This window comes from Roseivivax sp. THAF197b, from assembly GCF_009363255.1.
Taxonomy (GTDB): domain Bacteria; phylum Pseudomonadota; class Alphaproteobacteria; order Rhodobacterales; family Rhodobacteraceae; genus Roseivivax.
In genome coordinates this window covers 24,300-50,634 of record NZ_CP045320.1, presented here as the reverse complement: position 1 = coordinate 50,634, position 26,335 = coordinate 24,300, and the positions used below count along the sequence as shown (strand labels likewise).

Annotated in this window: 25 protein-coding genes; 5 read left to right on the top strand and 20 right to left on the bottom strand. The window is 61.2% G+C overall.

The genetic code is table 11. The annotated features are described in order from the left end of the window. Positions 1-42: 42 nt before the first annotated feature. The 4 genes from FIV09_RS19450 to FIV09_RS19435 form a co-directional block, all read right to left on the bottom strand. Positions 43-1,290, bottom strand: coding sequence for a benzoate/H(+) symporter BenE family transporter (locus FIV09_RS19450; protein WP_254702476.1), 1,248 nt, complete (start codon positions 1,288-1,290; stop codon positions 43-45). Beyond that, complete coding sequence (locus tag FIV09_RS19445) at positions 1,271-1,459, bottom strand: hypothetical protein (RefSeq protein WP_152453253.1); 189 nt, start codon at positions 1,457-1,459, stop codon at positions 1,271-1,273. Before FIV09_RS19445 ends, FIV09_RS19450 begins: the two co-directional genes overlap by 20 nt. Positions 1,460-1,646: 187 nt before the next feature. Beyond that, complete coding sequence (locus FIV09_RS19440) at positions 1,647-2,486, bottom strand: alpha/beta fold hydrolase (RefSeq protein ID WP_152453251.1); 840 nt, start codon at positions 2,484-2,486, stop codon at positions 1,647-1,649. Beyond that, entirely contained in the window at positions 2,483-3,025 is a 543-nt protein-coding gene (locus tag FIV09_RS19435; RefSeq protein ID WP_371417788.1) for a hypothetical protein, read from the bottom strand. Before FIV09_RS19435 ends, FIV09_RS19440 begins: the two co-directional genes overlap by 4 nt. An 81-nt stretch (positions 3,026-3,106) precedes the next feature. Here FIV09_RS19435 and FIV09_RS19430 point away from each other — a divergent pair, with 81 nt between their 5' ends. Beyond that, entirely contained in the window at positions 3,107-3,982 is an 876-nt protein-coding gene (locus FIV09_RS19430; RefSeq protein ID WP_152453250.1) for a dioxygenase, read from the top strand. A 102-nt stretch (positions 3,983-4,084) separates the two neighbouring features. Further along, a complete protein-coding gene (locus FIV09_RS19425) occupies positions 4,085-4,975 on the top strand; it encodes a LysR family transcriptional regulator (protein WP_152453247.1) in 891 nt (296 codons plus the stop codon). Positions 4,976-5,013: 38 nt separating this feature from the next. Here the strand turns inward: FIV09_RS19425 and FIV09_RS19420 are convergent, their stop codons facing one another. The 11 genes from FIV09_RS19420 to FIV09_RS19370 all read right to left on the bottom strand — a co-directional run bounded on the left by FIV09_RS19420 (position 5,014) and on the right by FIV09_RS19370 (position 15,352). Then, positions 5,014-5,706: an ABC transporter ATP-binding protein gene (locus tag FIV09_RS19420; protein WP_152453245.1), complete on the bottom strand. Its 693-nt coding sequence runs from the start codon at positions 5,704-5,706 to the stop codon at positions 5,014-5,016. Next, complete coding sequence (locus tag FIV09_RS19415) at positions 5,699-6,442, bottom strand: ABC transporter ATP-binding protein (protein WP_152453243.1); 744 nt, start codon at positions 6,440-6,442, stop codon at positions 5,699-5,701. The genes FIV09_RS19420 and FIV09_RS19415 overlap by 8 nt, the downstream gene beginning before the upstream one ends. Next, complete coding sequence (locus tag FIV09_RS19410; RefSeq protein WP_152453241.1) at positions 6,435-7,442, bottom strand: branched-chain amino acid ABC transporter permease; 1,008 nt, start codon at positions 7,440-7,442, stop codon at positions 6,435-6,437. The genes FIV09_RS19415 and FIV09_RS19410 overlap by 8 nt, the downstream gene beginning before the upstream one ends. A 3-nt stretch (positions 7,443-7,445) precedes the next feature. Beyond that, complete coding sequence (locus FIV09_RS19405) at positions 7,446-8,318, bottom strand: branched-chain amino acid ABC transporter permease (protein ID WP_152453239.1); 873 nt, start codon at positions 8,316-8,318, stop codon at positions 7,446-7,448. Positions 8,319-8,383: 65 nt separating this feature from the next. After that, positions 8,384-9,571, bottom strand: coding sequence for an ABC transporter substrate-binding protein (locus FIV09_RS19400; RefSeq protein WP_152453237.1), 1,188 nt, complete (start codon positions 9,569-9,571; stop codon positions 8,384-8,386). A gap of 37 nt (positions 9,572-9,608) precedes the next feature. Then, the gene (gene benD / locus FIV09_RS19395) at positions 9,609-10,382 is read right to left on the bottom strand and encodes a benzoate diol dehydrogenase BenD (protein WP_152453235.1); all 774 of its coding nucleotides are present in this window, start codon (positions 10,380-10,382) and stop codon (positions 9,609-9,611) included. Position 10,383: 1 nt separating this feature from the next. Continuing rightward, positions 10,384-11,406, bottom strand: a complete 1,023-nt coding sequence (gene benC / locus FIV09_RS19390) for a benzoate 1,2-dioxygenase electron transfer component BenC (RefSeq protein ID WP_152453233.1) — start codon at positions 11,404-11,406, stop codon at positions 10,384-10,386. Between the two features lie 70 nt (positions 11,407-11,476). Further along, the gene (benB, locus tag FIV09_RS19385; RefSeq protein ID WP_152453231.1) at positions 11,477-12,013 is read right to left on the bottom strand and encodes a benzoate 1,2-dioxygenase small subunit; all 537 of its coding nucleotides are present in this window, start codon (positions 12,011-12,013) and stop codon (positions 11,477-11,479) included. Positions 12,014-12,018: 5 nt separating this feature from the next. Then, complete coding sequence (locus tag FIV09_RS19380) at positions 12,019-13,404, bottom strand: Rieske 2Fe-2S domain-containing protein (RefSeq protein ID WP_152453229.1); 1,386 nt, start codon at positions 13,402-13,404, stop codon at positions 12,019-12,021. Between the two features lie 29 nt (positions 13,405-13,433). Beyond that, complete coding sequence (locus FIV09_RS19375) at positions 13,434-14,585, bottom strand: muconate cycloisomerase family protein (protein WP_152453227.1); 1,152 nt, start codon at positions 14,583-14,585, stop codon at positions 13,434-13,436. A gap of 365 nt (positions 14,586-14,950) precedes the next feature. After that, positions 14,951-15,352 (bottom strand): helix-turn-helix domain-containing protein, encoded by a 402-nt coding sequence (locus tag FIV09_RS19370; RefSeq protein WP_152453225.1) that lies wholly within the window; start codon positions 15,350-15,352, stop codon positions 14,951-14,953. On the opposite strand from FIV09_RS19370, the gene FIV09_RS19365 reads away from it, so the two are divergent. The 3 genes from FIV09_RS19365 to FIV09_RS19355 all read left to right on the top strand — a co-directional run bounded on the left by FIV09_RS19365 (position 15,274) and on the right by FIV09_RS19355 (position 18,459). Continuing rightward, positions 15,274-16,185 carry an NAD(P)/FAD-dependent oxidoreductase gene (locus tag FIV09_RS19365; RefSeq protein WP_371417789.1) on the top strand — a complete coding sequence of 304 codons (912 nt, stop codon included), beginning with the start codon at positions 15,274-15,276 and terminating at the stop codon, positions 16,183-16,185. The two genes, FIV09_RS19370 and FIV09_RS19365, sit on opposite strands and share 79 nt — an antisense overlap. Positions 16,186-16,365: 180 nt before the next feature. After that, complete coding sequence (locus FIV09_RS19360; RefSeq protein WP_152453221.1) at positions 16,366-17,253, top strand: site-specific integrase; 888 nt, start codon at positions 16,366-16,368, stop codon at positions 17,251-17,253. Positions 17,254-17,265: 12 nt separating this feature from the next. Next, positions 17,266-18,459 (top strand): IS91 family transposase, encoded by a 1,194-nt coding sequence (locus FIV09_RS19355; protein ID WP_152453219.1) that lies wholly within the window; start codon positions 17,266-17,268, stop codon positions 18,457-18,459. A gap of 411 nt (positions 18,460-18,870) precedes the next feature. Here the strand turns inward: FIV09_RS19355 and FIV09_RS19350 are convergent, their stop codons facing one another. The 5 genes from FIV09_RS19350 to FIV09_RS19330 form a co-directional block, all read right to left on the bottom strand. Then, the gene (locus FIV09_RS19350; RefSeq protein ID WP_152453217.1) at positions 18,871-20,871 is read right to left on the bottom strand and encodes a type IV secretory system conjugative DNA transfer family protein; all 2,001 of its coding nucleotides are present in this window, start codon (positions 20,869-20,871) and stop codon (positions 18,871-18,873) included. Positions 20,872-20,879: 8 nt separating this feature from the next. Then, complete coding sequence (locus FIV09_RS19345) at positions 20,880-23,213, bottom strand: relaxase/mobilization nuclease domain-containing protein (RefSeq protein WP_152453215.1); 2,334 nt, start codon at positions 23,211-23,213, stop codon at positions 20,880-20,882. Beyond that, positions 23,200-23,793: a helix-turn-helix domain-containing protein gene (locus FIV09_RS19340; RefSeq protein WP_152453213.1), complete on the bottom strand. Its 594-nt coding sequence runs from the start codon at positions 23,791-23,793 to the stop codon at positions 23,200-23,202. Before FIV09_RS19340 ends, FIV09_RS19345 begins: the two co-directional genes overlap by 14 nt. A 562-nt stretch (positions 23,794-24,355) precedes the next feature. Then, positions 24,356-24,562, bottom strand: a complete 207-nt coding sequence (locus FIV09_RS19335; protein ID WP_007120662.1) for a hypothetical protein — start codon at positions 24,560-24,562, stop codon at positions 24,356-24,358. A gap of 530 nt (positions 24,563-25,092) precedes the next feature. Beyond that, on the bottom strand, positions 25,093-26,022 hold the full coding sequence (locus FIV09_RS19330; protein WP_152453211.1) for a DUF2493 domain-containing protein: 930 nt from the start codon (positions 26,020-26,022) through the stop codon (positions 25,093-25,095). Positions 26,023-26,335 lie beyond the last annotated feature (313 nt).

Here is a 26,335-nt window from a genome sequence, read left to right as displayed (position 1 = left end):
CAGACATCGCGCCTCACCGACTTCAGATATACACTTCTCTGCCTATTTTCGGCCTTTGGACGAAGAAGACGGCCTCATGGCATCGAATGCACGTTCGATCTGTACAGCGAGCAAACCGGCAATGAGCCCCCAGAATGCGGCACCAATGCCAAGTAATGACACGCCCGAGGCGGTCACCACGAAGGTCAAGAGACCGGCCTGCCGGTTTCCCGCATCGGCGAGCATATCGCCCATACCCTTAGCGATGGCCCCTAAAAGTGCGAGCCCGGCGAGAAGCGCGATCAATTCGGTCGGCAACCCGCGCAGAAGCGCGACGATGCTTCCCGCACAGACAGCACCAATGATGAAAAACGCCCCTGACGCCACACCGGCCACATAGCGGCGTTCACGGTCAGCATGGCTTTCCTCGCTCGCCCCAAGCGCCATCGTGATGGAGGCGAGCGCTACGGTGATCCCACCGAAAAGCGCGACGGGTAGGGAAAGAAGACTGGCCGTCGTCAGTATGGGACGCGCGGGAGCCGCGAAGCCGTTCACCTTGAGTATCGCCATCCCGGCCAAGAACTGGCCGGTCAGGGTCGTGACCACGAGTGGCAGCGCGAAGCTGAGCGTCGCATCGAGGGAAAAGCTGGGCCAGATCGCGATCAGCTCGGGCATGGTCAGCGAAAGGCCAGGCGACGTGTCAGTCCGGGTCAATGCCATATAGAGAAGGGACCCGGCCAGAAGCCAGATCATCGCATAGCGCGGGGTGGTCCGCGACAGAACGAGAAACGCCAATAGCAGCACCGCAACGAGGATCGGGGCTGTCTCGAACCCCAGGAAAGCCTGCGATCCGAACTGAAACAGGATACCCGCCATCATGCCCGCAGCGACGCCTGCCGGCACCAAACGTACAAGCCTGTCGAACGCCCCGGTGACGCCAATAATCAGGATGGCGAGCGCGGATATGATATAGGCACCGATGATGTCCGAATATCCGAGACTGGGTCCGACAGTCACCAAAAGTACGTTGCCCGGCGCAGACCACGCAACAAGGACAGGGATACGCATCCACATGCTTAGGATCAGGCTTGCCGCACCTGCACCCGCAAAAATCGCCGCGACCCATGACGAAAAGAGGCCGGGATCCACGTCCATCGCTACCGCCGCTTGCAGATAGATAAGCAACGGACCCGCGATGGAGATCAGAACAGCGAGAAACCCCGCCGCTACGGCGGTCAAAGAGGCATCCCGTAGGATCCCGCGGAGATGCGCAATCGGTTGTGCGATGACATTAGCCATGTACCAATCCAAGATCCGTTCCAGCCTCGCTGGGCGTGGCCACGCGGAGCCCGCGCCCAGAGCTAAAAATTGCATTCGTGATTTTGAGCGGCTCGTCAATTCTGATCAGCACTACGCGATTGTCCGCCTTGGCGCGCAAGGAACCAGTCGTGGCAATGCACATGTTGTCGAGCGCGGTCATATCAATCCGCTTCGGACCTTTGCCGCATTTGGTCGGTCGCCTCTGTCCGTTCAGCGGCGACAATTTCCGCCGGAGTCATGAATATTTGCCGCGGATCCATAGCTTTAGCTTGGCGCGTGCAGCCGGGGCACGGATTGGACGCATTCTTGCACATGATCTTTCCTCCTCCGTAAGTCTGCGGACCGGATCAGCCCGCCATCTGGTTGAGCGCCTCCAGGAAAAAGGGCCGGAAGCCCTCGGGATGTTCGCTCATCGGAAAATGGCCAAGCTCCTCCATGACGGCCAATGTCGCACCGGGGATCGCATCGGCGGTCCGCTTCGCGTCCTCTGGCGTGCAGGTCAGATCGTAGGCACCGACGATGATGTGGACCGGTGTCTTGGTGGTATCGATCTGAGACAAACGGCCGATCAGGCTGTCGTCTCGGGTGTAGAAGCTCAGATCTCCACGGAAAACGCCCGGTCCGGATTGCATGAACATCCAAAGCGTATTCCACCGTTCCTCGGTAGGCGCATAGGGCGAGATATTGGCCGAGACCAGCGCGGCCCCCATTTCCCCTCCGTGGGCGTCGGGGCGATGGAACCAATCGATATCGTACCAAGCGGGTTGGAAGTCAGACGCCTCGATAGCGATGAACCCAGAGAAACGGTCAGGGTGGAGTGCCGCGAGTTGGAGCGCGATCCGGCCGCCCATCGAGCATCCGGCGAGCAAGGGTCGATCGAGGCCGAGGCCGTCCACTACGGCCAGGATCGTCTCGATATAGGCCTCTGTTGTGAGCATGTATTCTTCAGTCTCGAAGCCCGCCGGGGGAAGCGACTTTGAATGCCAGGGCATGTCAAAGGCGATAAGCTGGTGGTTCGCGGTGACCTCGGCATCGTTCATCAGATGGCGCCACTGCGCAGTGTGCGCACCTGCCGTATGTAGGCAGAGAACCGGGCGACCCGATCCAGCCTCCTCGAAATAGATCCGCAGCGGACGGCCGCCGACCTCGATGTTCAGGTAGCGTCCGGTGATGGGTTCGATGCTCATGCCCGACCCTCCCGCGGCAGCGCGAGCACATCCTTCAAGAAGCGCAGGTTTTTCACGAGCGTCAGGATATCACCGAGAATTTGAGCACGGCCGATTTTCACCAGCCCGAAGATGTCGTGAAAGCCGGGCTCGGGGCGCGGTTGCCAAAAGCGCGCCAGCGCATCGGCATCGGTAGTGACGGCAAAGCAGTAGGGAATTTTCTTCGACGGGCCGGTCAGGATCTCGGAAATGCGCCCCTTGTCAAAGACGAGGTAATATTCCTCGTCATCGATCTTCAACAGTACGGTTTCCGAGAACAGGCGGCCCAGTCGCACGATATGGGCCCGCTCCTCGAGCCTCGCCTGCATCGCTTTCATTTCTTCGCGCATGTCGCCTCTCTGTTTGTAAGTCGGGCTTACTGTGCGAAGCGCGGCGCAGCGTTCCAATGCTGTCAGGGGTATCCACTGATACTCTCGCTGATCCGGGAACACGGCATGGTCGCGGACAAAGGGCCGAGACCCATGCCGCGGCAGCGTTTTGCCGCTGAGGTATTGCTCCATACCGTGCGCGACATTGGAGGACGTCCTTTGCGCGGCAATTATGGGCGTGAGTTTGCGACCATCACCCAAGGGAGGACCGAAATGGCCAAAGTAACTCTCGACAATCTCACCGATGTCGTCATCGAAGCACTGGGTAAGAACGGTGATATCACCGACCGCCAGCGCGAAATCATGACATCGCTGATTTCGCACCTGCACGGCTTCTGTAAAGATGTGAACCTGCAGCATCACGAATTCATCGAGGCATGCCAGTATCTTGCACGCGCGGGAGCCGTTTGCGACGGCGGGCGTCAGGAGTTCATCCTTCTGGGCGACATTCTGGGTGTCGAGGTCTTGGTTGACATGCTGTCGAACCCTGTCACCGGGAACGAGAGCGAGAGCACCGTGCTTGGCCCGTTCTACCGCGAGAACCCGCCTGTCCTGCCGAAGGGCGCTTCGACTGTTCTCAAAGAATATCCCGACCAGGAGACGGTGTATTTCGAGGGCTACGTACGCGATACGGATGGCACTCCCTTGGCGGGCGTGACGATCGACGTTTGGGAAGATGCCCCGAACGGCCTTTACGAAAACCACGACCCCGACCAGCCCGATTACAACCTGCGCGGCCGGTTCGAAACCGACGAAAACGGGCACTATGCCTTCCGCGCCCTGCGCCCGGTCGACTACCCGATCCCCGACAACGAAACCGCAGGTGAGCTTCTGCGCTTCATGGGGCATCATCCGATGCGCCCTGGTCACATGCACTTCATCCTGTCCAAGGATGGCTTCCGTCCGCTCATCAGCCAGATCTACGACGGCTCGTCTGATTACCTTGAGAATGACAGCGTGTTCGCAGTGAAGGACAGCCTTGTGGGGCAGTTCCGCAAGGCTGGTTCTGACCTCGACACTGATCTGCATGTCGAGTTCGATTTCACACTCAAGGCCGAAGAGGCCACGGCGCGTGTAGCCGCAGAATAATCGCTTTCCTCCCCAGAAGACCCAACTGAAAGCCTCCTCGCGGAGGCTTTCTTTTTGGGTGGATATCTGTCCTTACTGCTACCCGGGGAAGAGGCGTTCGAAATGAACCTGAAGCAGCTGACGTACTTCATTGCGGTCGCAGAAGAATTGCATTTTGGCCGGGCAGCGGAACGGCTCGACATGGCACAGCCGCCGCTATCTCGCGCAATCAAGCAACTCGAGGAAGAGCTTGGCGCCATTCTATTCAATCGCGGCCGCAGCACCATCACTCTGACACAGGCGGGTGAACGGCTACTGGAACGAGGCCGTTCCATCCTGTCGCAGCTCGATGACACCCGCCTGGAAATCAAGCGCCTGGGCCAAGGCGCGGAGGGCCGCTTGCGGATCGGGTTCGTGGGCTCCGCGACCTACGGCATTCTGCCCAACATCATTCGCTCCTATCGCCAGGGCTATCCGGAGGTAAATCTCAGCCTTATCCCCATGAATAACGCGCAGCTGCAGCGCGCGCTGGTCTCGCGCGAACTCGACGTGGCTTTCGGTCGGCCCGCATTGCAAGATCCCGAATTCATCACGAAAGAGTTGCTGGAGGAGAAGCTGATACTGGTGCTCCCTGAGATCGTCGATACCGGCGGGCGCACCGTCGCCCGCCTGGAACGGCTGGCGACGCACAACTTGATCCTCTACCCGGAATATCCTCGACCCAGCTACGCCGACTTCGTGTTGGAAGCCTGCGAGAAGGCCGGATTTCCAGTGCCTAATCGCGTGTGGTGCATGGATCTTCAGACGGCGCTTAGCCTTGTTTCAGTCGGTGAAGGTGTCTGCATAGTTCCCGAACCCGTGCAATATGCACCGCGGAAGGGCCTAAAGTTCCTCAAAATCGAGCCGGAAATTGCCCGCACCGCCCTATCGCTGAATTACCGCTACGACGAACAAGGGGTGCATGTGCAGAACTTCGTCCGCATTGCTCAGAAGGTCGCCCGGAAGATGTTATAGGCCAGTTAGCCAAGGGTAGGCAAATCGGGCCGCTGCCATCATACACCGAGCCAGCGGTGCTGCGCTTCGATATCGGCCCGGATTTCAGCAGGGCTGCCGGTCCAGACGATCTGTCCTTTCGATACGATGGCTACGTCATCTGCCAGCGAAGTCGCGAAGCCGAAATTTTGCTCGACCAGAACCATGGATAGGCCGCCGCGCTTCAGCTCCATCAGCTTGTCGTGAATTTGCTGGACGATGACCGGGGCAAGCCCTTCAGTTGGCTCGTCGAGGATTAGCAGGCGCGGGTTCATCAATAGCGCACGTGCAATTGCCAGCATCTGCTGCTCACCGCCCGATAGCTGTGTCCCGCCATTCGACATGCGCTCACCCAGACGTGGGAAAAGCTCGACCACACGCTCGATCGTCCAGTCCGATCCCTCGAAGCGCTTCGCGGCAAGGTCGAGATTTTCGCGTACTGTCAGGGACGGGAAGATGTCGCGGGTCTCCGGCACATATCCAATCCCGGCTTTCGCGACCTCGTAGGGTTTGCCCGGAAGCGTGGCACCGTCGAAGGAGATGGCGCCCGAGCGTGTCGGCAACAGTCCCATTACGGTCTTCAGTGTTGTGCTCTTGCCAGCACCATTTCGCCCAAGAACGGCCAGGACGCGGCCAGCCTTGGCGGTGACGGACAGGTCGTAGAGCACCTGCGTCTCCCCATAGCCCGATGAGACATTCGTGAGTTCAAGCATCTTCCCAGCTCCCCAGATAAATGTCGCGCAGCAATTCGGAGCCGCGTGCAGCGTCGGGCGTTCCGTCGAAAACCACTTCGCCGTAGTTCAAAACGGTGATCGTGTCGGCCACCTCGAAGGCGAGATCCATGTCGTGCTCGATGATGAGCATGGTGAGATCGCGCGGAAGGTCCGCCAGAAGTTCATGGAAGGCGTGTGACATTTCCGGACCGACGCCCGATGTTGGCTCGTCCATGAGCAGGACCTTGGGCCGTGTCGCCAACGCGACGCCCACTTCGAGCTGTCGGCGTACGCCGTAAGACACCTCGTTCACGCGGGCACCGAGGTAAGGTGTAAGCTTGACCTGCTCGGCCACCTCGTCGACCACGGCGCGCACCTCGGGCCGGGTCAGGCTGTCGCCCCAGAGCCGCGTCGCGTTCCTTGTATGAACAGCAGCAGCAAGCCCCAGGTTCTCGGCGATGGTCAGACCATCGAACAGGGTGTTCTTCTGGTAGCTCCGGGATAGCCCGCGCCGGGCTCGCTGGTGAACCGACAGGTCAGTCACTTCCTCGCCGGCGAGAAAGATTTGGCCCGTGTCTGGCGTGATCTCTCCAACCAGTTGGTTGAACAGGGTCGTTTTGCCGGCACCGTTCGGCCCAAGCAGAACACGACGTTCACCTTGTGCCAGCTTAAGATCAACAGACTTGGTGACGTGGATCGCACCGAAGCTTTTATCGAGGCCACGTGTCTCAAGCATTGTTCGTCTCCGTTGCCGTGTTGCTCTGCGCGTTGGAAGTCTTTTCGGACTTGGCTTCGGAACGTGCGCTCAGTCGCGCCTCGATGAAGCCGAAAATCCCATTGGCCCGGCTCATGACCACGGCAATCAGGATCAAACCGGTGACGAGGTGCCAGTACGGCGTGTACTCCGAGATATTGTGCTTCAGCAGAACGAAGGCTGCAGCGCCAACCAACGGGCCAACAAGTGTTCCAAGGCCGCCGAGGATCACAACGACAAGCGCCTCGCCTGACACAGTCCAATTGAGCAGACTTGGTGAGATATAAAGAATGTGCTGCGCAGAAATCGCTCCCGCGAGTCCCGCGATCAGGCCGGAAAGGCCGAACACATCTGCCTTGACCCGCCACGTCACCAAACCGAGCGCGCGCATGCGCTGTTCAGATTGCATGACGCCCACGAGGCTGCGGCCAAGCCCAGAGCGCAGAATGGAGACTGCGAACAAGTAGCACAGGATCAACGCGCCAAGCGCAAAGAGCGCGAATGTGCGGCTGTCCATCATGTCGAGCCCGACCGGCGACAGATCGAGACGTGGAATACCGCCCAACCCGTCATCGCCGCCGAAGATCGGTGTTTCGAAGATGTAGGAGTAGGCCATCTGACCGAAAGCGAGCGTCGCCATGATGAAGTAGATGCCGTGGGTCCGGGCGCAGACCGCACCGATAATCCAGGCCAGAAGCCCGGTAATGCCCACCGAGGCCACCATGGCCACGGGCGCGGCTACACCCGCTTTGACTGCCAGCATGGCATAAGCGTAGGCACCAACGCCCAGAAGAGCTCCGTGGCACAATGACACCATGCCGCCGAAACCCGCCACGATATCGATAGCGATCACAAGCATGGCAAGTACGAGGATCTCGATCAGGATCTCGAGGCCGAAGTACCCAGCCGCAAATGCGGCATAGAGCGCACAGGCCAAAAGCACCACGAGAGTACCGTAACGAAGGGGCGTGTGATGGAACATGGTTCAGGCTCCCTTGGCCGGGAAAAGGCCCGCGGGCTTCGTGATCAGCACCAGCGCCAGCAGGGCGTATATGAGGACGGAGGAGATCTGCGGTGCCAAGACAGCGCCGAACGTTTGTACGAAACCGAAAATCAGCGATCCTGCGATGGCCCCCTGCAACGATCCGAGCCCGCCTATTACGATAACGATGAGCGTCGGAATAAGGATATCGAGCCCCATGCCCGGGGTAACCGACAGAAGCGGCGCGGCTACGGCTCCCGCCAAACCCGCCAGGGCACAGCCTACGCAGAAGACCGCAAAAAACAGTTTCTCGACATTGATGCCAAGGCAGGCGGCCATGTCGTCATTATCGACACCAGCACGGATCATCGCACCGATCTGTGTTCGTCCGAGTATGACAGCCAGTGCTGCGAAGACCACTCCGCCCAGAAAGATCACGAAGAGACGATAGGCCGGATAATCAACACCAAGCAGCGAAATGCGGCCAGACAGCAGGGCCGGCGTCTCGATCCCGACAGCGATATCTCCCCAGATGATTCGGGTCAGATCCCAAAGTGCGAAGATCAGACCGAAGGTCACAAGGACCTGTGCCATAGGGCCGGATTTCCGCATCCGCTGAATAAGGCCCCAGTAGAGCAAAATACCGAACAAAGCGACCGCCACGGGTGCGGCGAAGAAGCCGACCCAATACCCGGCCATGCCCGCGAATGTCGCGGCCACATAGGCTCCGAGCGCATAAAGCGCACCGTGGGCCAGGTTGACGAAATGCATCAGTCCGAAGATCACCGTCAATCCGACGGAGAGCAGGAACAGAAGCATCGACAGCTGAAGGGCGTTCAGCGTCTGCAATATCCAGAATCCGGGATCGCCCGACATGGATCTTTTCCTCCGTTGAAGTAGGCGGCCGCGCCTTTTCGCGCGGCCGGTCTGGTAAGTGGCGATCAGTTGATCGGCTTCATCTCGCAGCCATTCGGGGGCATCTGCTCGGCGTCAAGCTGTGCAATGATGCGCTGGGTCAGCCCCTCACCACCTTCTGCCTCAACAGTCTCATAGACGTAGATCGGCTGGATGATGTTGTTGGTCGCGGGATCGATTGACAAGGCACCGCGCGGGCCATCGAAGCTAACCTTCGATAGTGCTGCTGCAATTTCCGAACGCGTGGTTGCGCCGGTTTTCACTGCCTCAATGATGGCGCGAGCCGAGTCGTACCCGTGCACCGCGAATTCCGACGGCTGACGCCCAGTCTTTTCCTGGAAGGCCGTCACGAAGGCATCGTTTTCTGCATTTTCGATGGTCGGAACATAATGCAGCGCAGCAATCACGCCCACCGCGGCGGGGCCTTCGGCATTCACGTAAAGCGGCGAAGTCAAGAAACCGGCACCGTAGAGCGGCATTTCCGCCTTCAGGCCGAAGCTGTCATATTGCTTGACGAAAGAGATCGCCTCGCCCCCGGCATAGAAGACATAGACCGCATCTGCACCGGACGATTTCGCCTCGGTCAGGTAGGGACCGAAGTCGGTGGTCTGCTGGAAAGGCGTGTATTGCGAGCCAACGACCTCGCCGCCTGCCTCGGTAAAGCCGGCGGTGAAGGCCTCGATCATCTGCCGCCCGGCGGCATAATCGGGCGCAAGGGTATAGACGGTCTCGATCCCCTGACCGGCCATCCATTCGCCCATCGGGCGATTGATCTGGCCATTCGCAAAGCTGAGGCGCGTGATATAGGGCGAGCAGCCCGCGCCGGTTGCGTCGTCATTGCCTGCATTGGCGACAATCAGCGGGACTTCCATTTGCGCCACGATGTCCGAGACGGCACCGAGGACTGCGGAGGATACGATGCCGACCATGACATCGACATCATCCTGAAGCACGAGTTTGCGCGCTTTGGCCAGACCAACCGGCGGTTTAACCTCGGTGTCTTCGATATGGAGGTTGAACGTCTGCTCGACCTCGTCACCGTAGGCTGCGAGACCAAGTTCAAAGCCGGCCTGTATATCGTTGCCGAGCGCTGCGTAGACGCCCGAATATGGCAGCAGTAGGCCGACATCGATCTGATCTTGGGCCTGTGCGCTCTGGGCGGTTAAACCCGCAGCCAATACAGCGGCCGAAAAGGTTAGTGTGGTATGTTTCATGTTGTCCTCCCTTGGGTGAAAAGCTGGCGATGACCGCTCAGCCGAGATCGCCGCCGCCTACGGGTAGAGTGACGCCGGTGAGGTAAGAAGCCTCGTCTGAGGCCAGGAAAAGGATTGGGGCAGCCTGTTCATCGAGCGTGCTGTACCGCTTGAGAAACGAAGACTGGACCGTCTGGTCGATGATCGCCTGGTACCAGTCCTCGCGCTGCGCTTCCCCCTTATCGGGAATGCGGGACGTGATGCGCGGAGGTGCTTCAGTCCCGCCAGGGGCGGTAGCGACAACGCGAATGCCGCGTTCGGCCACTTCCCAGGCAAGGTTCTGGGTCAGCGCGTTGACGCCGCCCTTCGCCGCGCCATAGGGAACACGATTCAATCCCCGCGTCGCGATCGAGCTGACATTTACTATGACACCCTTCCCCGCTTCGAGCATTGGCGCGAGAGCAAGGTGGCAGCAGTAGAGCGTCGGCATGAGCGACCGGCTGATCTCTGCGTCGATCTGTTTGGGATCATAGTGTTCGTACGGTTTGGCCCAGATGGTGCCGCCGACGTTGTTCACGAGTATGTCGATACGCCCCCAAAGCGAGATCGCCTTGTCGATCGCTTTCTTGCAGCCTGAATAGGTCTCCAGGTTTGCGGCCACCGCATGGGCTGTCCCACCGGCCGCCTTGATCGCCTTTACGACGTCATTGCGCGCCTGAGCACGGTCGACGATCAGTACCTCGGCACCCTCGGCGGCGGCACGTTCCGCAACGCGTCTGCCAATGCCTTGCGCGGCACCGGTCACCACCATTGTCTTTCCGGAGAACCGCATCTCAGGCAGCCTCGGCTTTGGACTCGGACGGGTTGAACTTCTCGTAGAAGAACTGCGCGGGCTCAGTTCCAAGCGTTTTAAAGTGCTTGCTCACGGCATCGACCATGGGCGGTGGGCCACAGAGATAGACATCGACGTCACCGTCGTTCATGTCCTTTTCCGAGAGGTGATCTGTGACATAGCCCTTCAGGGCGTGCTCTTCGTCTTCTGCTGCCAGGATCGTCACAACAGTGACGGTTCCGATTTTCTCAGCCAATTGCTCGACCCGCTCCAACTCCACGAGGTCCGCTGCTCTGGTCACCGCGTAGTAGAGCGTGATGGGCTGGTCTGTACCCTCTTCGGCCACTTTCTCGAGCATCGACAGGAATGGCGCGAGGCCGGTGCCGCCTGCCAGCCAAAGCTGCGGGCGTTTCATTTCGCGAAGGTAAAAGATACCCATCGGACCGGTCAGCTCGACCTTGTCGCCGGCAGAAGCGCGCTCCGCGAGGTAGGACGACATTACGCCGCCTTCCAGATTGCGGATGAGAAAGGTCGCTTCGTCCGTGCCGGGCTTCGACGAGAAGGAATAGGATCTCGTCTCTTCGGTACCGGGCACCGAGACGTTGACATATTGTCCGGGAAGAAAACCCAGGGGTTTTTCAAGCTTCACACGGAGATTGAAAGAAGTCTCAGACAGCTTTTCCGCTGCGATGACCTCGCCTGCGGTCTGCTGCGCGCCGGTCTTGCATGCTTCGGACGACGCCATAACGTTGAAAACGGCATCCGATGACACGGTGGTCTGGCAAAGGAGCGCGTAGCCTTCCTGCTCCTCCTCCTCGGTCATTGCTTCGTCCTCGAGATAGAACTCCATCTCGTAGTCCCCGGCACCTACCTTGCACTTGCAGGTACCGCAGACGCCGTCCCGACAGTCCATCGGCAGGTTTATCTTGTGACGGAAGGCGGCGTCGGTGACCTTCTCGGCGTCGTCACAGGAAATGACGCGAGACACGCCATCCTCGAAATTCAGAACCACTTGGTAGGTCATGACATACTCCTCCCTTGCGCCCGCGCGCATTCGCGCGCGGGGTGGTTTCGGTCCTCCCGGAGATCCGGGATTAGATGTGGTAGATGTCGATCACGTGGTGAATGTGATCGTTCTTGAGAACGACCTTCTTGTCAGAGATCAGCGGTCGCTCACCGGAGATGTCGATCGCGTAGAACGACGTCCCCCAATGCGTGTCGGTGTCGCCGTAGCGGAACGACTTTGTCACCCAGTTGAACCGCACCCGGATCTCCTTGCCGTCATCCGACAGTACCTCGATGTTCGAGATATTGTGGTTGGTGCGCGGCTCGGGCAGCGAAGTCGCCGACGACCTGTCGGTCTTGATACGGAAAACGCGGTCCTCGATCCCGGACTTGTCCGGATAGTAGATCAGCGACATCTCGTTTTGCGGATCTTCGGTCAGGGTGTCGAAATCGTCCCATGCCGGCATCCAGAACTCGCAATCCTGGTGATAGAACTCCAGCCAGGCGTCCCAATCCCGGTCGTCGAGGCAGCGGGCCTCGGCGTAGAGGAACATGGCGATCTGGTCGTAGGTCAAGCTCTTCGGCACGACGGCTTCGACAGTCTTGGTGAGAGTCTGAACATTCATTGCTTTTACTCCGCTGCCATGGGTTTAGCTGCGAGCTTCTCGCGCTCGGCCCGGACGGCGTCGAGCATCCGCTCGGCCCAGTGTCCGTGCTGGACAACGAAGAGCCCTTCGTCTTCCTGCTTCGGACCCGACATGAGGGGCGTGATGCCAAGCTCTTCCGCGGTATCGTCAGGCCCGTCGATCCAGTGGGTCGCACCACGGTTGAGATCGTTCCACGGCGCGACCGCCGCTGCGGCGTAGCCGCGCTGGGTCGCACGGAATTCCTCGGTGTCGTCCGGGGTCGCCATGCCCGAAGCGTTGAAGAAATCCTCGTACTGACGGATCCGGCGCGACCGGGCTTCCTGGCTCTCGCCCTTGGGCGCGATGCAGTAGATCGTGACTTCGGTCTTGTCGACGTCGATGGGCCGGAACATGCGGATCTGAGAGCTGAACTGGTCCATCAGGAACACGTTCGGGTAGATGCAGAGGTTACGGAGCGACTGCACCATCCAACGCGCACGGGTCTCGCCATGCTTTTCCTTGTATTCGTCCCAGCGCATGTAGGCGGGTCGGTTCGAGGCGTCGGCCCAGATATTCCACAGCAGGATGTGCCCGTGGTTGAAGGCATAAAAACCACCGCGCTGCTGGTCCCACTTGGAAGCGTCATTCGCCTTGATCTTGTCCTCGCGGCCTTCCTGGCCGCGACGGGACGTGGTTTGCACGTAGTTCCAGTGCACCGAGGAGACGTGGTAGCCGTCAGCGCCGTTCTCGGCCTGCAGCTTCCAGTTGCCGTCAAAGGTGTAGGTGGACGAACCGCGCAGCACCTCAACGCCTTCATCGGACTGGTCAACGATCAGATCGATGAGCTTGGTCGTCTCGCCCAGATACTCCTCGATCTCCGGCACGTCGTGGTTCAGCGATCCCCAGAGAAAGCCCCGGTAGTTGCCCAGCTTCACGCGGCGCAGGTCGTGGCTTCCGTCCTTGTTAAAGTCTTCCGGATAGCCGGCATCCTTGGGGTTCTTTACCTTCAGCAGACGCCCGTCATTCGAGAACGTCCAGCCGTGGAACGGGCAGGTGAATGTCTTGGTGTTGTTGCGCTTGAAGCGGCACAACATGGCACCGCGATGCGTGCAGGAATTCACCAGGCAGTGCAGCTCGCCGTTCTTGTCACGCGTAATCACGACCGGAACGCGTCCGAGATGCGCGGTGAAGTAGTCGCCGGGATTGGGGATCTGGCTTTCATGCGCCATGAAGACCCAATTGCCCTCGAAGATGTGCTTCATCTCGAGCTCAAAAAGCTCGCTATCGGTGAACATATCGCGGCGTGCGCGATAGATCCCGTTGTGATCGCCCTCTTCGACGATGCCTTCCAGCCGCTTCTCCAGGCTGGCCAAGTTGGCTTCAGTAAACATGTGGTTTCTCCTCCTGGTTCGGATGTGTTTCAGGTCTGGGCGCTCACAGCGTGAACACTGCTGCTTCGGTCCCGGCTAAACTGGGTCACGGCTTCCGGATCGGGCTCGGCACCAAGGCCAAGCCCGTCGGGCAGATGCACGTTGAAGTCGCGATATTCGATCGGGCGCGCGAGAATCTCATGGCGTAGAAGCAGAGGTCCGAAGAGCTCCGTCCCCCATTCGAGCACGGGCACAGTCGAAAACAATTGAAGCGCAGCCGCGGTGCCGATGCCCGCTTCGAGCATCGTGCCCGCATACAGGCCAATCCCCGACGCTTGACCGATGGCTATTACCTCATTGCCCCGCTTCAAACCGCCGGATTGCGCTATCTTGACTGCGAAAACATCAGCCGACCGATTCGCCGCCACCTTCATCGCCGACACCGGCCCCTGTAGCGCCTCATCGGCCATGACCGCGATCTCGTAGGCGTCGGTCAGCGACCTCAACTGAGCGATGTGGCCTGCGCCAACGGGTTGCTCGACCAAGTCGACACCGATCTCCTGCAGACCGCGCAGACCCCAGCGTGCGTCGGCCAGCGACCACGCTTGATTGACGTCAACACGGATCGAGGCTTGATCGCCGACCGCATCACAGATCGCAGCGACGTGGGCGACATCCTCCCGCACCGGGCGCTTGCCGATCTTCAGCTTGAAGATGTTATGGCGCTTGGCGCCGATCATCTCGTGCGCCTCGCTGATATCGGTCTCGGCATTGCCAGAGGCGAGGGTCCAGGCCACCGGCATGGCGGTCCGAACAGGTCCGCCGAACAGCTTTGCAATTGATACGCCGAGCCGCTTGGCCAGGCCGTCCCACAGCGCAGTCTCGACAGCACACCGGGCGATTGGATTACCCTTCACCCCGCGGTCAATCATATCGATCAGAACATTGATCTGGTCACCGTCCCGACCCAAAATCAGAGGCGTAATGTAGGTATCAATCGCAGTCTTGATGCTTTCAGGGCTCTCAGCGCCATAGCTCATGCCGCCGATCGATGTCCCTTCGCCGTAGCCAACCGATCCATCCGCGAACTTGACGCGGACGAGCACGATAGACTGCAGCATCATCGTTGTCATCGACAGGACATGTCCCCGAATAGTGGGGATATCCAGGATCGTCGTTTCGATGCGGTCGATTTTTGTCACTTCGAGCTTCCATCCATGCGTCTATTTGCACGGGGGATGGTCGATCTCGGGCGGCTCAAAGTCCAATACCCGTTTGGTCTGGTGTAATACCCGGCTTCGTTTAATCGAACCTGTGAAGCCGGATCGGCCTCCCGACGACAAAGCTCCATTCGCGCTCTCCGGAGCTTTGCGTTCGGTATCTTCGATACGATCCAGGATTTCGTTACAAGGCAGCCCTGCTCTTGGAAGAGACCCCTTCTGGGGCAGATCATCCTGAACAGCCGACCTCATTCGCCAAAACAGCGAAAAGGGTAAAAAGCATATCGCTTTTGTGTATCACCACCGACGCGCTCGCAGCGTCACGCAGCTCACGCTGGCGCTTTATTTTAATTATTTAGCCCTGAAATCCGGAAGCGCTGCTTTGACGGCGTCACTCCGGACGCGCGCCTGTAGTGCTGCGCGAAATGGTTCGTGCTGCCGTAGCCACAGGAGAGCGCAACCTCGAGTACCGACATGTCAGTCTGAAGAAGCAGGCGCTGTGCGCGGTCCATTCGCAACTTGCGATAATATGTGTGCGGTGGATGGCCGAGGTGATTGGTGAAAAGGCGCTCGAGTTGACGCCTGGAGACACCGACTTCGGACGCGAGCTCGGCCGTGCGCATCGGCGTCTCGAGCGTCTCACGCATAAGCCGGACGGCTGCGTTCAGCTTTGTGTTGCGTCGCGCGAAGGTCGACTGCACCGAAATCGTCTGCTGCGCGGAGCTGTCCCGAATGGAATTGTAGACCATCTGGTCGGCAACTGGCCGGTAGTCGGCATTACCGCTCTGTCGTTTTCACACCCGGCACGGTGATGCTGCAACCGGCAGGCGATATGCGGGAGTTTGCCAAGGGCCTCGCGGCTGAGGTCGACATCCACGAAAACGCGCCGGTCACAGCCCTGGTCCGCACGGGATCAGACTGGCGAGTGCAGACCAGGCAAGGCGCGGTGACCACATCACGAGTGATCCTTGCGACCAACGGCCATCTCGAGAGCTTCGGCTTAGCCAAAGGGCGGCTCATGCAGCTCTTTCTTTACGCCTCTATGACGCCTGAGCTGGATGATGATATGCAGGCCCGCTTGGGCGGCGCCGTCAGATGGGGCATCACGCCATCAAATCCGATGGGCACTACCGTACGCCGTATCGACACGCCGCAGGGCGGTAACCGCATCATCACGCGGACCTTCGCAACGCTGCGTTCAGGCATGCAGGCAAGCGCCACCGATCTTGCCCGGGCGATCCGCATCCAGCGCGAAAAGTTCGACCAGCGCTTTCCGCAACTCGCTGGGATGACCCCGGAATACCAATGGGCCGGTCATCTTTGTCTTTCGCTCAACGGCGTGTCCGTTATGCAGGAGCCCAAGCCGGGGCTCTTTTCCGCGTGTGTTCAGAACGGGCTCGGCAAGACGCGCGGGACACTCACGGGCATGGGTGCCGCTGAACTGGCTTGCGCGGAAGAGAGTGACATCACCCGACACTTCACCGCTGCTGCACCGCCGACGCGCTTGCCGCCAAAACCGATCCGAGACATCGGGGGCAATATTGTGATCCGCTGGAAGGAGCGGATGGCTTCTGAGGAGTGAGCTTTGCGTAGCTGTCGTCTCTTCCCACTTACAGATCGCATTACGCCCAAGGACGAAGCCGCTCCGCGGCATTGGCGCATTTGGCTGATGGAGTGAGCCGCCCATAGCGGCGCGCATTATGCGATCTGACCGACCTGGCTGACGATTGGGACCTTCTCAATCATCAGACAGGAGGTTCCCATGACAGAGGAGAGAGTAAGCCCGCTTCGTCAGCGGATGATCGAAGACATGCGTATCCGCGGGATGGGCGATAAGGCACAGAAGTCGCACATCCGGGCGATCAAGGATTTCGCGGCCTTTCTCGGACGATCACCCGACACGGCGACGCCGGAAGATCTGCGCGCCTATCAGCTGCACATGACGGATAGCGGGGTCACGCCGTCGACGTTCAACGTGCGGATCGTGGCACTGCGGTTCTTCTTCGGCATGACCTGCAGGCGGGAGGAGATGAAGCGTTACATGCAATTCCGCACCGAACCGCGGAAACTGCCGATCGTGTTCAGCGTTGAGGAGGTGTCCGACATCTTGATGGCGGCGCCCGGGCCCGGCCTGAAGTATCGGGCTGCGCTCAGCATCTCGTATGGTGCGGGGCTCCGTGCCGCCGAGGTCTGCAATCTCAAGATCGGCGACATCGACAGCGACCGGATGCTGATCCATGTCGAGCAGGGCAAGGGGCGGAAGGACCGCAAGGTCATGCTGTCCCCGGGCTTGCTGAACCTGCTGCGTGACTGGTGGCGAGAGGCTCACCCCGAGGGCTGGCTGTTCCCGGGCAAGCCGAAGATCAATCCGATCTCGCCTCGGCAGCTGAACCGGGCTTTCACCTCGGCCAAGCACATGGCCGGGATCAGCAAGCCGGCGACGCTGCACACGCTCAGGCACAGCTTTGCGACGCACCTGCTCGAGGCCAACACAGATGTGCGGGTGATCCAGGTCCTGCTTGGCCACGCCAAGCTCACGACAACGGCGCAGTACACGCATGTCGCGACCAAGACGATCCGTGACACCGTCAGCCCCTACGAGATGCTGGCCAAGCTGCAGGATCAGACGGTGAAGCGAAGTCTGGAATGACCGGGCGCCGGGGTGCCCCGGCCAAGGCTGGAGATCGCTGACATCCTTCGCGCTCATGGCCCTGCGTGGCGGCAGGCCAATGCGGGACGCGTCAGCCTCTCCCAGCTCAAGGTGATGTCAGCCATCGAAGCCTGCCGGACCGAGGCTCTCGGCGGGCATGTGGCCGGGTGTGCCAAGTGTGGCCACCACCATATCGCCTACAATTCCTGCAAGAACCGCCATTGCCCGAAGTGCCAGGGGCCGGCGGCGCGCGACTGGATGGCCGCGCGCGCCGAGGACCTGTTGCCCGTGGAGTATTTCCACGTGGTCTTCACCCTGCCAGCCGAGATCGCGCAAATCGCTTTCTGGAACAAGAAGGCGGTGTATGGCCTGCTTTTCAAGGCGTCCGCAGAGACGTTGATGACCATCGCCGCCGATCCCAAGCGCCTCGGCGCCCGGGTCGGCATGACCAGCGTTCTACACACTTGGGGATCGGCGCTGACGCATCACCCCCACATCCACATGATCGTACCCGGCGGAGGCCTGTCGCCGGACGGCACCCGCTGGGTCGCCAGCAAGCCCGGGTTCTTCCTGCACGTGCGGGTGCAGTCGCGCCTGTTTCGGCGCCTGTTCCTCGACGGGTTGCAGGCGCTGCATCGCGCCGGGGACCTGGCCTTCCATGGCGAGCTCGAACGGCTGGCACAGGCAGATGCCTACGCCGCCTGGCTCGCGCCATTCCGCAAGGTCGAATGGGTTGTCTACGCCAAGCCACCGTTCGGCGGCCCCGAGGCGGTGCTGGCGTACCTGAGCCGATACACCCACCGCGTCGCGATCTCGAACCATCGCCTGATCAGCGCCGACACCCAGACTGTCGCGTTTCGATGGAAGGATTACCGCATCAAGTCCGGTGACAGGCAGAAGGTCATGCGCCTGTCGACGCCGGAGTTCATCCGTCGCTTCCTGATGCATGTCCTCCCCGACGGTTTCCACCGCATCCGGCACTACGGCTTGCTGGCCAGCGCGACACGCAAGGCCACCATCACCCGTATCCGCGACCTGCTCGGGCAGCGGCCGACCGAACTGGAAGCACATGAACCAGCTGAGCCGGCCCCGCTCACCCTGCGCGAGCCGTGCCCGTGCTGCGGTGGCCCGATGCGCATCATCGAGATATTCCGCCGCGGCCAGAAACCAATGTCGCGCGCACCGCCACGGGAGCAGGCCGCATGACGAACCGCCCGTCACTGTCACGAACATCGCTCCGGCTCTCACACCCGTTCCCGACCGGCTCAGTCTTGCCTTACGCAGTGCCGCGCCCGCGAACCACCGGTGAAATACGCCATAAGAGACCGAATATCATCGCCAGCGCAGATCAGGGCGCCCTTGGAGACGGTCGACATCCTCCGAGACGTCAGCCATGCTCCAGCGTCGCTGGAAACCTCAGCTCACTTTCCCCATAGACAGCGCCCGGCCACCGCGGCTTCCACCTTGGGAGGATTTCCAACGCGGGCCGACGACGCGCAAACCGGCACCGTTGCACCACGGCCCGCATCGAAAATCCTTCACCAAACCGGCCGTTGGTGCATGTCGCAGCGAAGGTCAGCTCCCCGCCCCGCCTAGCAGAAAATCATGCCCAACACGCTATCGAGCAAGCAGCTTTTCGACATCACCCTCCTGCAGCATCGCTTCCATATCGTCCAAGCCATCAACGGCAGAGCGCATCTGCGCCTCATTATCCACCCCCATTGTCTCGGCATCCGCAACCTGGCTGCCAAAATCCATCTCCATCTGTCGCTGTTCCTCAGAGATAACAGCTTGAACGACGGGCGCGGTCTTCTTTGGGGCGACCTCGGTTTGCCCTGACGATTGGCCATCAGCAGCCTGGCGTGCGGCCTCAACGTCGGCCTCGGATCCGCCTGGCCCGTCCAGTGGCGGTGTCATCGGCATGGCGCGCATGCTCAGCGGCAGCGTGCCTTGCGATCCCCCTCCCTCAGGCTTCGGAAACGGCAACTCGCCCGTCTGCGCCGCGTGGATCGCCTTGAACAGCCGATCGTCAAAATACTGGATCCGTTTGGCCCGCACCGGCATTTGCGCGTCGATGACCATGACGATCTCGTCGAGCGGCAGGCGGCGCGCCTCGTCTTCAGGGAGCAAGGAGCTTTCTTCGGTCCGGGTCGACTGGCTGCGCCCTTCAAAAGGGTTCTTGCCGATCGACTGGGAGCGCGTGACCACGGTCTTCGTGGTCTTGCCGACCGCCTTGCTCAACTCCTCGACGGTCTTTTCATCCGAGGGCGTCAGATAGAGTTTCACGCCCGCGTTGCCCTGCAGCGCACGGCGGGTATTCTCTCCATAGATTTCATCGAGGGCGGGGATGGTTTGGGTGACAACGGCCAGATGGCCACGGTAGGTGCGCAGGGTCTCGATGCTTTCGACCACGATCGGCATTTTGCCCAAGCGGTTGAACTCATCGAGCATGATCATCACGGGCCATGGCTCATCCGGCCCGGGATCCTTCTCCTGCATGGCGGAGAGGAGATCAGAGAAGAAGAGCCGGATCAGCGGCGCGAGGGGCTTCACCATCAACGGCTGAACCACGAGATAGACCGAGAAGGGCTTCTTGCGGATCGTGCGGAAATCAAAGTCCGACGCAGCCGTTGCCTCGTCTATGGCCGGGTTCTGCCATTGATCGAGCCCCGAGGTCATCAGGAGCGAAACGTAAGAGGTCAGCGTATCGTTGTTGGTCGACGCGAGCCGCGTGAAGATCAGCTTGGCGGCCCTGTTGTCGACCTCGTGGCCCCGCGCGAAATACTCCTTCTGCTTGTTCCCGCCCGAGGCCGCGATGCGGTAGATCTCGCCCAGGGTCGGGCGCTTGCGCTGGAAGGCCAGCAGGCCTGCCGCCACGAAGAGATCGATCCCGCCTTTGAGGAGGCCCTGCACCCGGTCATTGTCGCTCTGCAGGAAGAGCGTCGCCAGAAGCTGCAATTCCATCTGCTGGCGCGCGGGGTCTTTCAGTTGATAGATGCGCAGGAGCGGGTTGTAGCGATGCGTGCGCTTGCCCTCCCAATCGGTGGGGGCAAAGCGATAGACCTTGTCGCCCTGGGCGGCGCGGTGCCGGGCCGTGGCCTCGAAACACTCGCCCTTCACATCGAGAGTCACGGCAGAGCCCTGCCAGGTCAGCAGGTTCGGAATGACAAAGCCCGTGGTCTTGCCGCGGCCCGTGGGCGCCACGATCAGCGCATGCGGGAAGACCTTGGAGCAAATGTATTTTGCGCGGGAGCCGGGCGTCCCAAGCTTGCCGAGGATGAACCCAGTCCCAGGCGCCCCGAAAAACCCGTTGGCCTTCATCTCGCGGGCAGACTGCCAATGGGTCTGTCCAAAGCGTGTGAGGGCCGATCCCGAAAGAGCAAGGCTCAGCATCATGCCAGCGGCGGCAAAGCTGCCGACGATCAGGTGGATGAGCTGGGCATCTTCGGGGCGGCGATCGCGGATCGCCAGATAGTTCTGCGCGATATAGGCAAAGTCGATCTCGGCCCCGAAGCCGAGATCCTGGTAGGTCAGCACCGCCGAGGCGATGGTATAGCCCATGGCGGCGGTCACCAGCGTCACCAACAGGACGCCTGTGGCGATACGCGCTTTTCCCATGGCGGCGCTCAATGGACCTGGCCCCGCTCGGTTTCGCCATCCACATCGCCAATGCGGTGTTTTTCATACTCGGCGTCGGCGAGATCATCGACCACCTGGCGCAAGGCCTCCGTGTTGGCCGTCGCGGCATCCGATTGCAGATAGACCTTGGCGACATAGAGCCGGTCGAGGCGGTCCTCGAGAACCTTGTCCAACGCATCGGCATCGCCGGATGTGAGCCGCTCAAGTTGACGGTCATCAAGCACCCGCGCGATCTCGGTTCGGAAAGCATCCCGCTCCGCCTCCGTCTCGAAGGGCGCGGACAACTCCCCCGCCCGCTCATGGTCCAAGACACGCGCAATCTCGTCTGCGAGGCGGCCGGTACGGTTAGACTGCGGCGCAGTTTCATCGCCGGTGGCTAGACGTTCGTCACGCGTGCCAGACCCAAGCCCCTCGCGCATCTCGGTTTCGCGGCGAACCTGATTGATGGCCTCAGTGTCCCGGATCTCCACAACGGCGGCATAGGTCGCGCCGAGCCCACGGGCGAGGTGGGACGGCATGTCCGGATAGCGCACGCGCAAATCATCCGCGACAGCATCCGCAACGGACGTGCGAATGTCGCGCGCCTCCATGATCCGGTCGACCTCGCGGGTGATCCCGCTGGCGCGGGCCACATCGGTGATGGTCTCCCGATAGGGTTCAGACCGGTCGATCACATCGGTTGGGCGTGCGAGCAGCTCCGGGTGCGCCTCGAGATACGCGCGCTGCTCCGTCTCGATCCGGCGCTCCGCCCTTGAGACAACCTCCCAGTCCCGGTCCTCGATCTGCTGCGCGGTTAGGCCGTCTGCGCGCATCTCCTGTCGGATTGTCCCTTCCATCGCCCGGACCGCGTCCCGGTGATAATGGAACCGTTCGCTGACCGGTTCCGCTTCCACGACGCCATCCCGGCGCAGCACGTTTTCCCGCTCCAACAGCGTACCAAGTTCGACATGGACATCGTTGAGAATGTCGCGCGCCTGTTCCAGATCGGCGCGGCGTTCGAGGTTCAGATCGCGTGCCTCGGCCACCTTGGAGAGATCATCGGCGATCCATTGATGCTCGAGCGCTGCATTTGAGGCGCCCGTCTCGATCCGGGCCACCACTTCCGATGTGCTGATCCCCGTACCCCGCAGGGCCGCGTCGATCCGTGAGCGCAGGCGCGGCTCGGCGAGGCGTTCGAGATGGCTCTCTTGGATGTTTGCCTCTGAGTAGACCCCGCCCTCCGACGGCGCCTCAGACAGCGTGGATGATCGCAAACCGAGCGGCTGCATGTGTTGGACCTGTGTCTGGATCTCGATGAGGCGTTTTTCCAACGCGGGACGTTCCGCGTCAGACTTCTCGGCGATCATGCCCTGCACCCGCGCGAGCTTTTCCGCATAGAGGCTTCTCAAATCCTCAAAGCTTTGATCCTCGGCCATATACACATCTCCTGTTCGGTCCACCTGCCCGCCATGCGCCAGCACCTCGCCCGCGCGAAAGAGGGCTCCGGCAATATCCTCGCGGGCCTCACGCGAAGCCTCCGCGGCAAGCGAGTGGTAGACGGTTCTGGTATTGGCAATCTCCGCGAGCGTCCGGTTCAGATCGGCCCCCACACGTTCCCGCTCGCGGGGCGCGCGACCCTCTTCTTTCGCCGCATAAACCTCGCGGGTAGGGGCTGGGTAATGCACAACCCCGCGATCCACCCGCCGCGTGGCCTCCAGCCGTACACCATACTTTTCCGCCTCCTCGACCATGGCAAGGCGGAAATCGTCATAGTTGAAGCGATGGTTGCGCCCGAGGAAAAAGAACTCGCCTTCTTGCGAGCGGCGGTTCAGCACCAGATGCGCATGCGGGTGATCGCGGTCTTCATGCACCGCGATGATGTAGTCGAAATGCCCCGCGTCACTCTGGAAGAACCGCTCGGCCACATCCGTCGCGATGTCACGCACATCCTCGCCCCGCGTGCCGATGGGGAAGGACATGAGCATATGCGTGGTCTGTCCGAGCTTGGGCTTGAAGCCCGCATCCCACCGCTTGGCAAAGCGCTCGGTCAGGTCCTTGATGTCACCGGCCTCGAGCTTCGCCTTGCCGTCCAGAAACCCGCTCGAGTCGACGATATGGGTGGACTTGGTGGTGAGGTAATCGAGCTGGTTTGCGAGCTGTGATTTGGTATGCGTACCCCCGCCCCGGATCGCCTTGAAGACCGCCGGACGGTGCCCGGCTGCCGCGCGCATGAGCTGTTTCTGCTTGGCGACATGTAGCCCCTGCATCGAGCCCCGGATCCGGCTCCAGCCATCCCGGAAAACCTCCCCGGTAACTGCGTCAACCGCATCATTCAGCCGCATGCGCAAACTCCCTCAGCGCGGCCGTGGCCTGCAGCTGCATCGCGTCCCGACGGCGGCGCAGAAGCAGATCGATCTCGTCCGCGGAATCCAGAATGAACCGCGCCAGCCCGCGCATCTGCGCGAGGCGCAATTCGGTGAACTCGGCACTCGTGCCCCCCACGGCCCCCTGCCCCCGCCGGTTGGCCTGCGTCATCTGCTTGGCGATCTGCGCGACCCCATTGCCAACCTCGTGCAACGAGGCGCGGTAGCGCGCCATCTCTGCCGCCATCTGCGCGTCCGGAACAAACACCCCACCCGCCGCCTGAATGAGCCGCCGCAGCCCCTCGGCCCGGCTCTCGATCCCAGCGGCGGCCAGCACTTCATCGAGCGCCGCCAGCTCCGCAGCCGTGACCTTCACACTGACTGCTGAGACCGGGATCGCAGCATCCGTCTGGCGCTCGGCATCGGCTTTCAACACGTAGCGCACGGCGCGCGATGTAACACCGAACCGCGCAGCCAGCTCGGACGTCGACACACCCTCCGCGGCCTCGCGGACGATCTGCATCTTCTCGATCTCTGTCAGGCGTTTTGTTCGGGACATGCGGAAGAAAGACCCCCTATTTCCTGCCACCTTCCACCAAGGCTGCCCCCACCTTACGTTAATATACTCTCCTGTCAATTATATACTTACGTCGCATTCAGTCTCAGGCAGCCTTGGTGTCCGCTTCCCCCGCGGCCCGCAGGGACGCGGGCCTGCCCCCTCGCCAACAAGAACCCCACCTGTCCAATGGGTCCCCTTCCCCAGCACCGCCCGAGGGTCTGGCCGAACGCCAAGTGTTCGGACGGAACCGCGGGCGGGCGCAAACCCCTCCGACAGGGTGGACAGGCAGGGTCAAGGAGGGCCAGATTCGGCTCCGCCAAATCTCTGCCGCAAAAACCGGGAGGCCCTGGCCGATAGGTTTTTGTGGATGGCCCCCTTGAGGCTGACTGTCCGGTCTGTCGCAGCCTGATCATTCCGGGCGGAGTGCGTCCGTTGAACGCGCAGCGACCGTCACCAAGAGGAGGTCGCTGTCGGCGATCACCCACGCCGGTGACGGCATCCCTGGAACAGGGATCGGGCCGCCCCAAAATCGTCCTGGGGCGGCCCATCCTCGTCAGAGGATTTAGTCCTGGGGATCTTTCGCGCTCGGTGGGAACATCACCAGCTCCGAGACCGCGACGGGAAAGTCGAGCTTGAGGCTGAAGAACTCCGAGCCGTCCCCGTTGCGGGTGTTGCGGAACATCGCACCCACGCGCTGAAAACGGGTGCGCTCCTGGCCATCGGTGTCGGTGAACTTGACGGGAACGGTGGCGACGTAGTGGTTGGTCATTTGGGTTACTCCTTGTTGCGATGGGGATCTGCCAGCACGGGGGCAAGAGGCCCGGTCGCAAGTGCAAATGCGGAGGGTCCGCGGCTCCGCCGTGGAAGCCGTATTTGTGCTTGCCGAAGCGTGAGCTGAGGGCACGATTGGGCCGAACCCGTGCGATCCACATCTATGAGCAAAAAGGAGTGATCCGGATGACCCCTGCCATCACGCCGACGCCACCATCCGCGTCCCGCCAAGCCTGGCCGGGGAGCAGACGAAGCGCGCCTGCGTGGATGCCATGTTCCGAAACACCACCCGAGGGTTGTGCAGGTCTTCAGCCTCAAGTGCGACGTCTCGACCCCTCACGTCTTGCGCTGCTGACGATGTGCGATGTGCGCACCATCCCCAGCCGATACCGATGCGGATGGGACGCACTCTGAGAGACCGGGTAGAGGGATGACGGTGCTGGACGCCGTGACCTACCGATCAAGTGTGACCGATCGCACGCGCCATGAGACATGACGAAAGGGCCGCCCGAAGGCGACCCTCTATGTTCACGTCTCCGCGGTCTTCTTTGCCGGGCCCGCAACCCGCATGACCGTCAGGCCTTTCGCTTCCGCCTTTTGCCCGAGGTTCAGCGCCACCCCGTTGCCGCCGAAGAGAACAACCCCAGTCGCGGCGAACTTGTCGTCCAACATCTCGTCGTTGCACTTGAACGGTGCCGCCCTCCCATGCGCGGACCAGCGCGGATCGAAGCGCGCCTGCGCGACACCTCGTGCGCGCGCCCACCGGGCTGCAATCATCTCAGCCCCGTGCTTGCCACCTTTGTGGCAGAGGAAGATCTCCTGGTTGCGGTTCTGCTTGATCCGTTCGCGAACCTTGTCGAGCGTGTCGAAGATCACATCGACATCGGTCCAGTCGGTGGCGCCCGAGACGATCAGGGGCACCCCCTCGACTTTCGACTTCTCAGCGGTCTCACGGTCGTGCTGTTCGAGCAGCTGCCGGGCCTCGAAGACCGCCCCGGTCTCTTGCGCCCGGACACTCGCCCGCGACCCGGCTGCCGGGATGAAGGCGTGGCCCGTTTCGATCTCGTAGCATTCCGCCGCAGCCTCGCTCATCACCTCGATGGCGCTGACGATCTCGCGCAGCTGCAAAAAGCGCGCCTGCGCTTCTTCGAGCGCGGTCTCGGCGATCTCCGATCCGTCGTGGGATTTTGCCAGCGCGCCGATCTTGTCGGCGGTGCGGTCGACCTCCTTGCTGAGTGCCACCTTGCGGCGCTGCAGGATCGTGGCGAGCCCATGGGCCAGCGGTTCGATTTCCGCTTCGAGGCCGGTCCCGCGCAGCTGCCCGAGCAAAGCCTCGAAGCTCTCGCGGATGATGTGGTCGGTCAGGATGTGATCCTCGGGGATCGGCAGCTGCGCGTCCTTCTCGGTTAGTCCGTAAAGTTCGATAGTCTCATAGGTGTTAGCGGTGTCGTAAGCCATGTCTGGTCTCCAGTATTCGGTTGTGGAGCCACCACGTGAGTGTGGGGGCATGGCCGAATGCCTGGTTTCCGAATCTGCCCGGGTCAGGGACGGCGCAGCCGCCGGCTTGCCGGGCGCAAAAGTTTTCCGCGCGCAGCACCCGACACACGCGCACCCTCACGCACGGGGCCGCCCCACGCCACTGGCCCCTACCTCGCCGAAAAGTTTTGCGATCCTTGACGCGGGCTGATTTGGGGGCCATCCGGAGGATATGCTTCCACGCTCATGTGTGTGTGTTTTGACGGTAGGTTTGCCCGACACGAGCAGGCAAACG

Excerpts from the sequence above, each read along its gene's own strand:
- FIV09_RS19445 (WP_152453253.1), bottom strand. The coding sequence starts at position 1,459 with ATGACCGCGCTCGACAACATGTGCATTGCCACGACTGGTTCCTTGCGC.
- FIV09_RS19440 (WP_152453251.1), bottom strand. The coding sequence starts at position 2,486 with ATGAGCATCGAACCCATCACCGGACGCTACCTGAACATCGAGGTCGGC.
- FIV09_RS19435 (WP_371417788.1), bottom strand. The coding sequence starts at position 3,025 with ATGGAGCAATACCTCAGCGGCAAAACGCTGCCGCGGCATGGGTCTCGG.
- FIV09_RS19430 (WP_152453250.1), top strand. The coding sequence starts at position 3,107 with ATGGCCAAAGTAACTCTCGACAATCTCACCGATGTCGTCATCGAAGCA.
- FIV09_RS19425 (WP_152453247.1), top strand. The coding sequence starts at position 4,085 with ATGAACCTGAAGCAGCTGACGTACTTCATTGCGGTCGCAGAAGAATTG.
- FIV09_RS19420 (WP_152453245.1), bottom strand. The coding sequence starts at position 5,706 with ATGCTTGAACTCACGAATGTCTCATCGGGCTATGGGGAGACGCAGGTG.
- FIV09_RS19415 (WP_152453243.1), bottom strand. The coding sequence starts at position 6,442 with ATGCTTGAGACACGTGGCCTCGATAAAAGCTTCGGTGCGATCCACGTC.
- FIV09_RS19410 (WP_152453241.1), bottom strand. The coding sequence starts at position 7,442 with ATGTTCCATCACACGCCCCTTCGTTACGGTACTCTCGTGGTGCTTTTG.
- FIV09_RS19405 (WP_152453239.1), bottom strand. The coding sequence starts at position 8,318 with ATGTCGGGCGATCCCGGATTCTGGATATTGCAGACGCTGAACGCCCTT.
- FIV09_RS19400 (WP_152453237.1), bottom strand. The coding sequence starts at position 9,571 with ATGAAACATACCACACTAACCTTTTCGGCCGCTGTATTGGCTGCGGGT.
- benD (WP_152453235.1), bottom strand. The coding sequence starts at position 10,382 with ATGCGGTTCTCCGGAAAGACAATGGTGGTGACCGGTGCCGCGCAAGGC.
- benC (WP_152453233.1), bottom strand. The coding sequence starts at position 11,406 with ATGACCTACCAAGTGGTTCTGAATTTCGAGGATGGCGTGTCTCGCGTC.
- benB (WP_152453231.1), bottom strand. The coding sequence starts at position 12,013 with ATGAATGTTCAGACTCTCACCAAGACTGTCGAAGCCGTCGTGCCGAAG.
- FIV09_RS19380 (WP_152453229.1), bottom strand. The coding sequence starts at position 13,404 with ATGTTTACTGAAGCCAACTTGGCCAGCCTGGAGAAGCGGCTGGAAGGC.
- FIV09_RS19370 (WP_152453225.1), bottom strand. The coding sequence starts at position 15,352 with ATGGTCTACAATTCCATTCGGGACAGCTCCGCGCAGCAGACGATTTCG.
- FIV09_RS19360 (WP_152453221.1), top strand. The coding sequence starts at position 16,366 with ATGACAGAGGAGAGAGTAAGCCCGCTTCGTCAGCGGATGATCGAAGAC.
- FIV09_RS19350 (WP_152453217.1), bottom strand. The coding sequence starts at position 20,871 with ATGGGAAAAGCGCGTATCGCCACAGGCGTCCTGTTGGTGACGCTGGTG.
- FIV09_RS19345 (WP_152453215.1), bottom strand. The coding sequence starts at position 23,213 with ATGCGGCTGAATGATGCGGTTGACGCAGTTACCGGGGAGGTTTTCCGG.
- FIV09_RS19340 (WP_152453213.1), bottom strand. The coding sequence starts at position 23,793 with ATGTCCCGAACAAAACGCCTGACAGAGATCGAGAAGATGCAGATCGTC.
- FIV09_RS19335 (WP_007120662.1), bottom strand. The coding sequence starts at position 24,562 with ATGACCAACCACTACGTCGCCACCGTTCCCGTCAAGTTCACCGACACC.
- FIV09_RS19330 (WP_152453211.1), bottom strand. The coding sequence starts at position 26,022 with ATGGCTTACGACACCGCTAACACCTATGAGACTATCGAACTTTACGGA.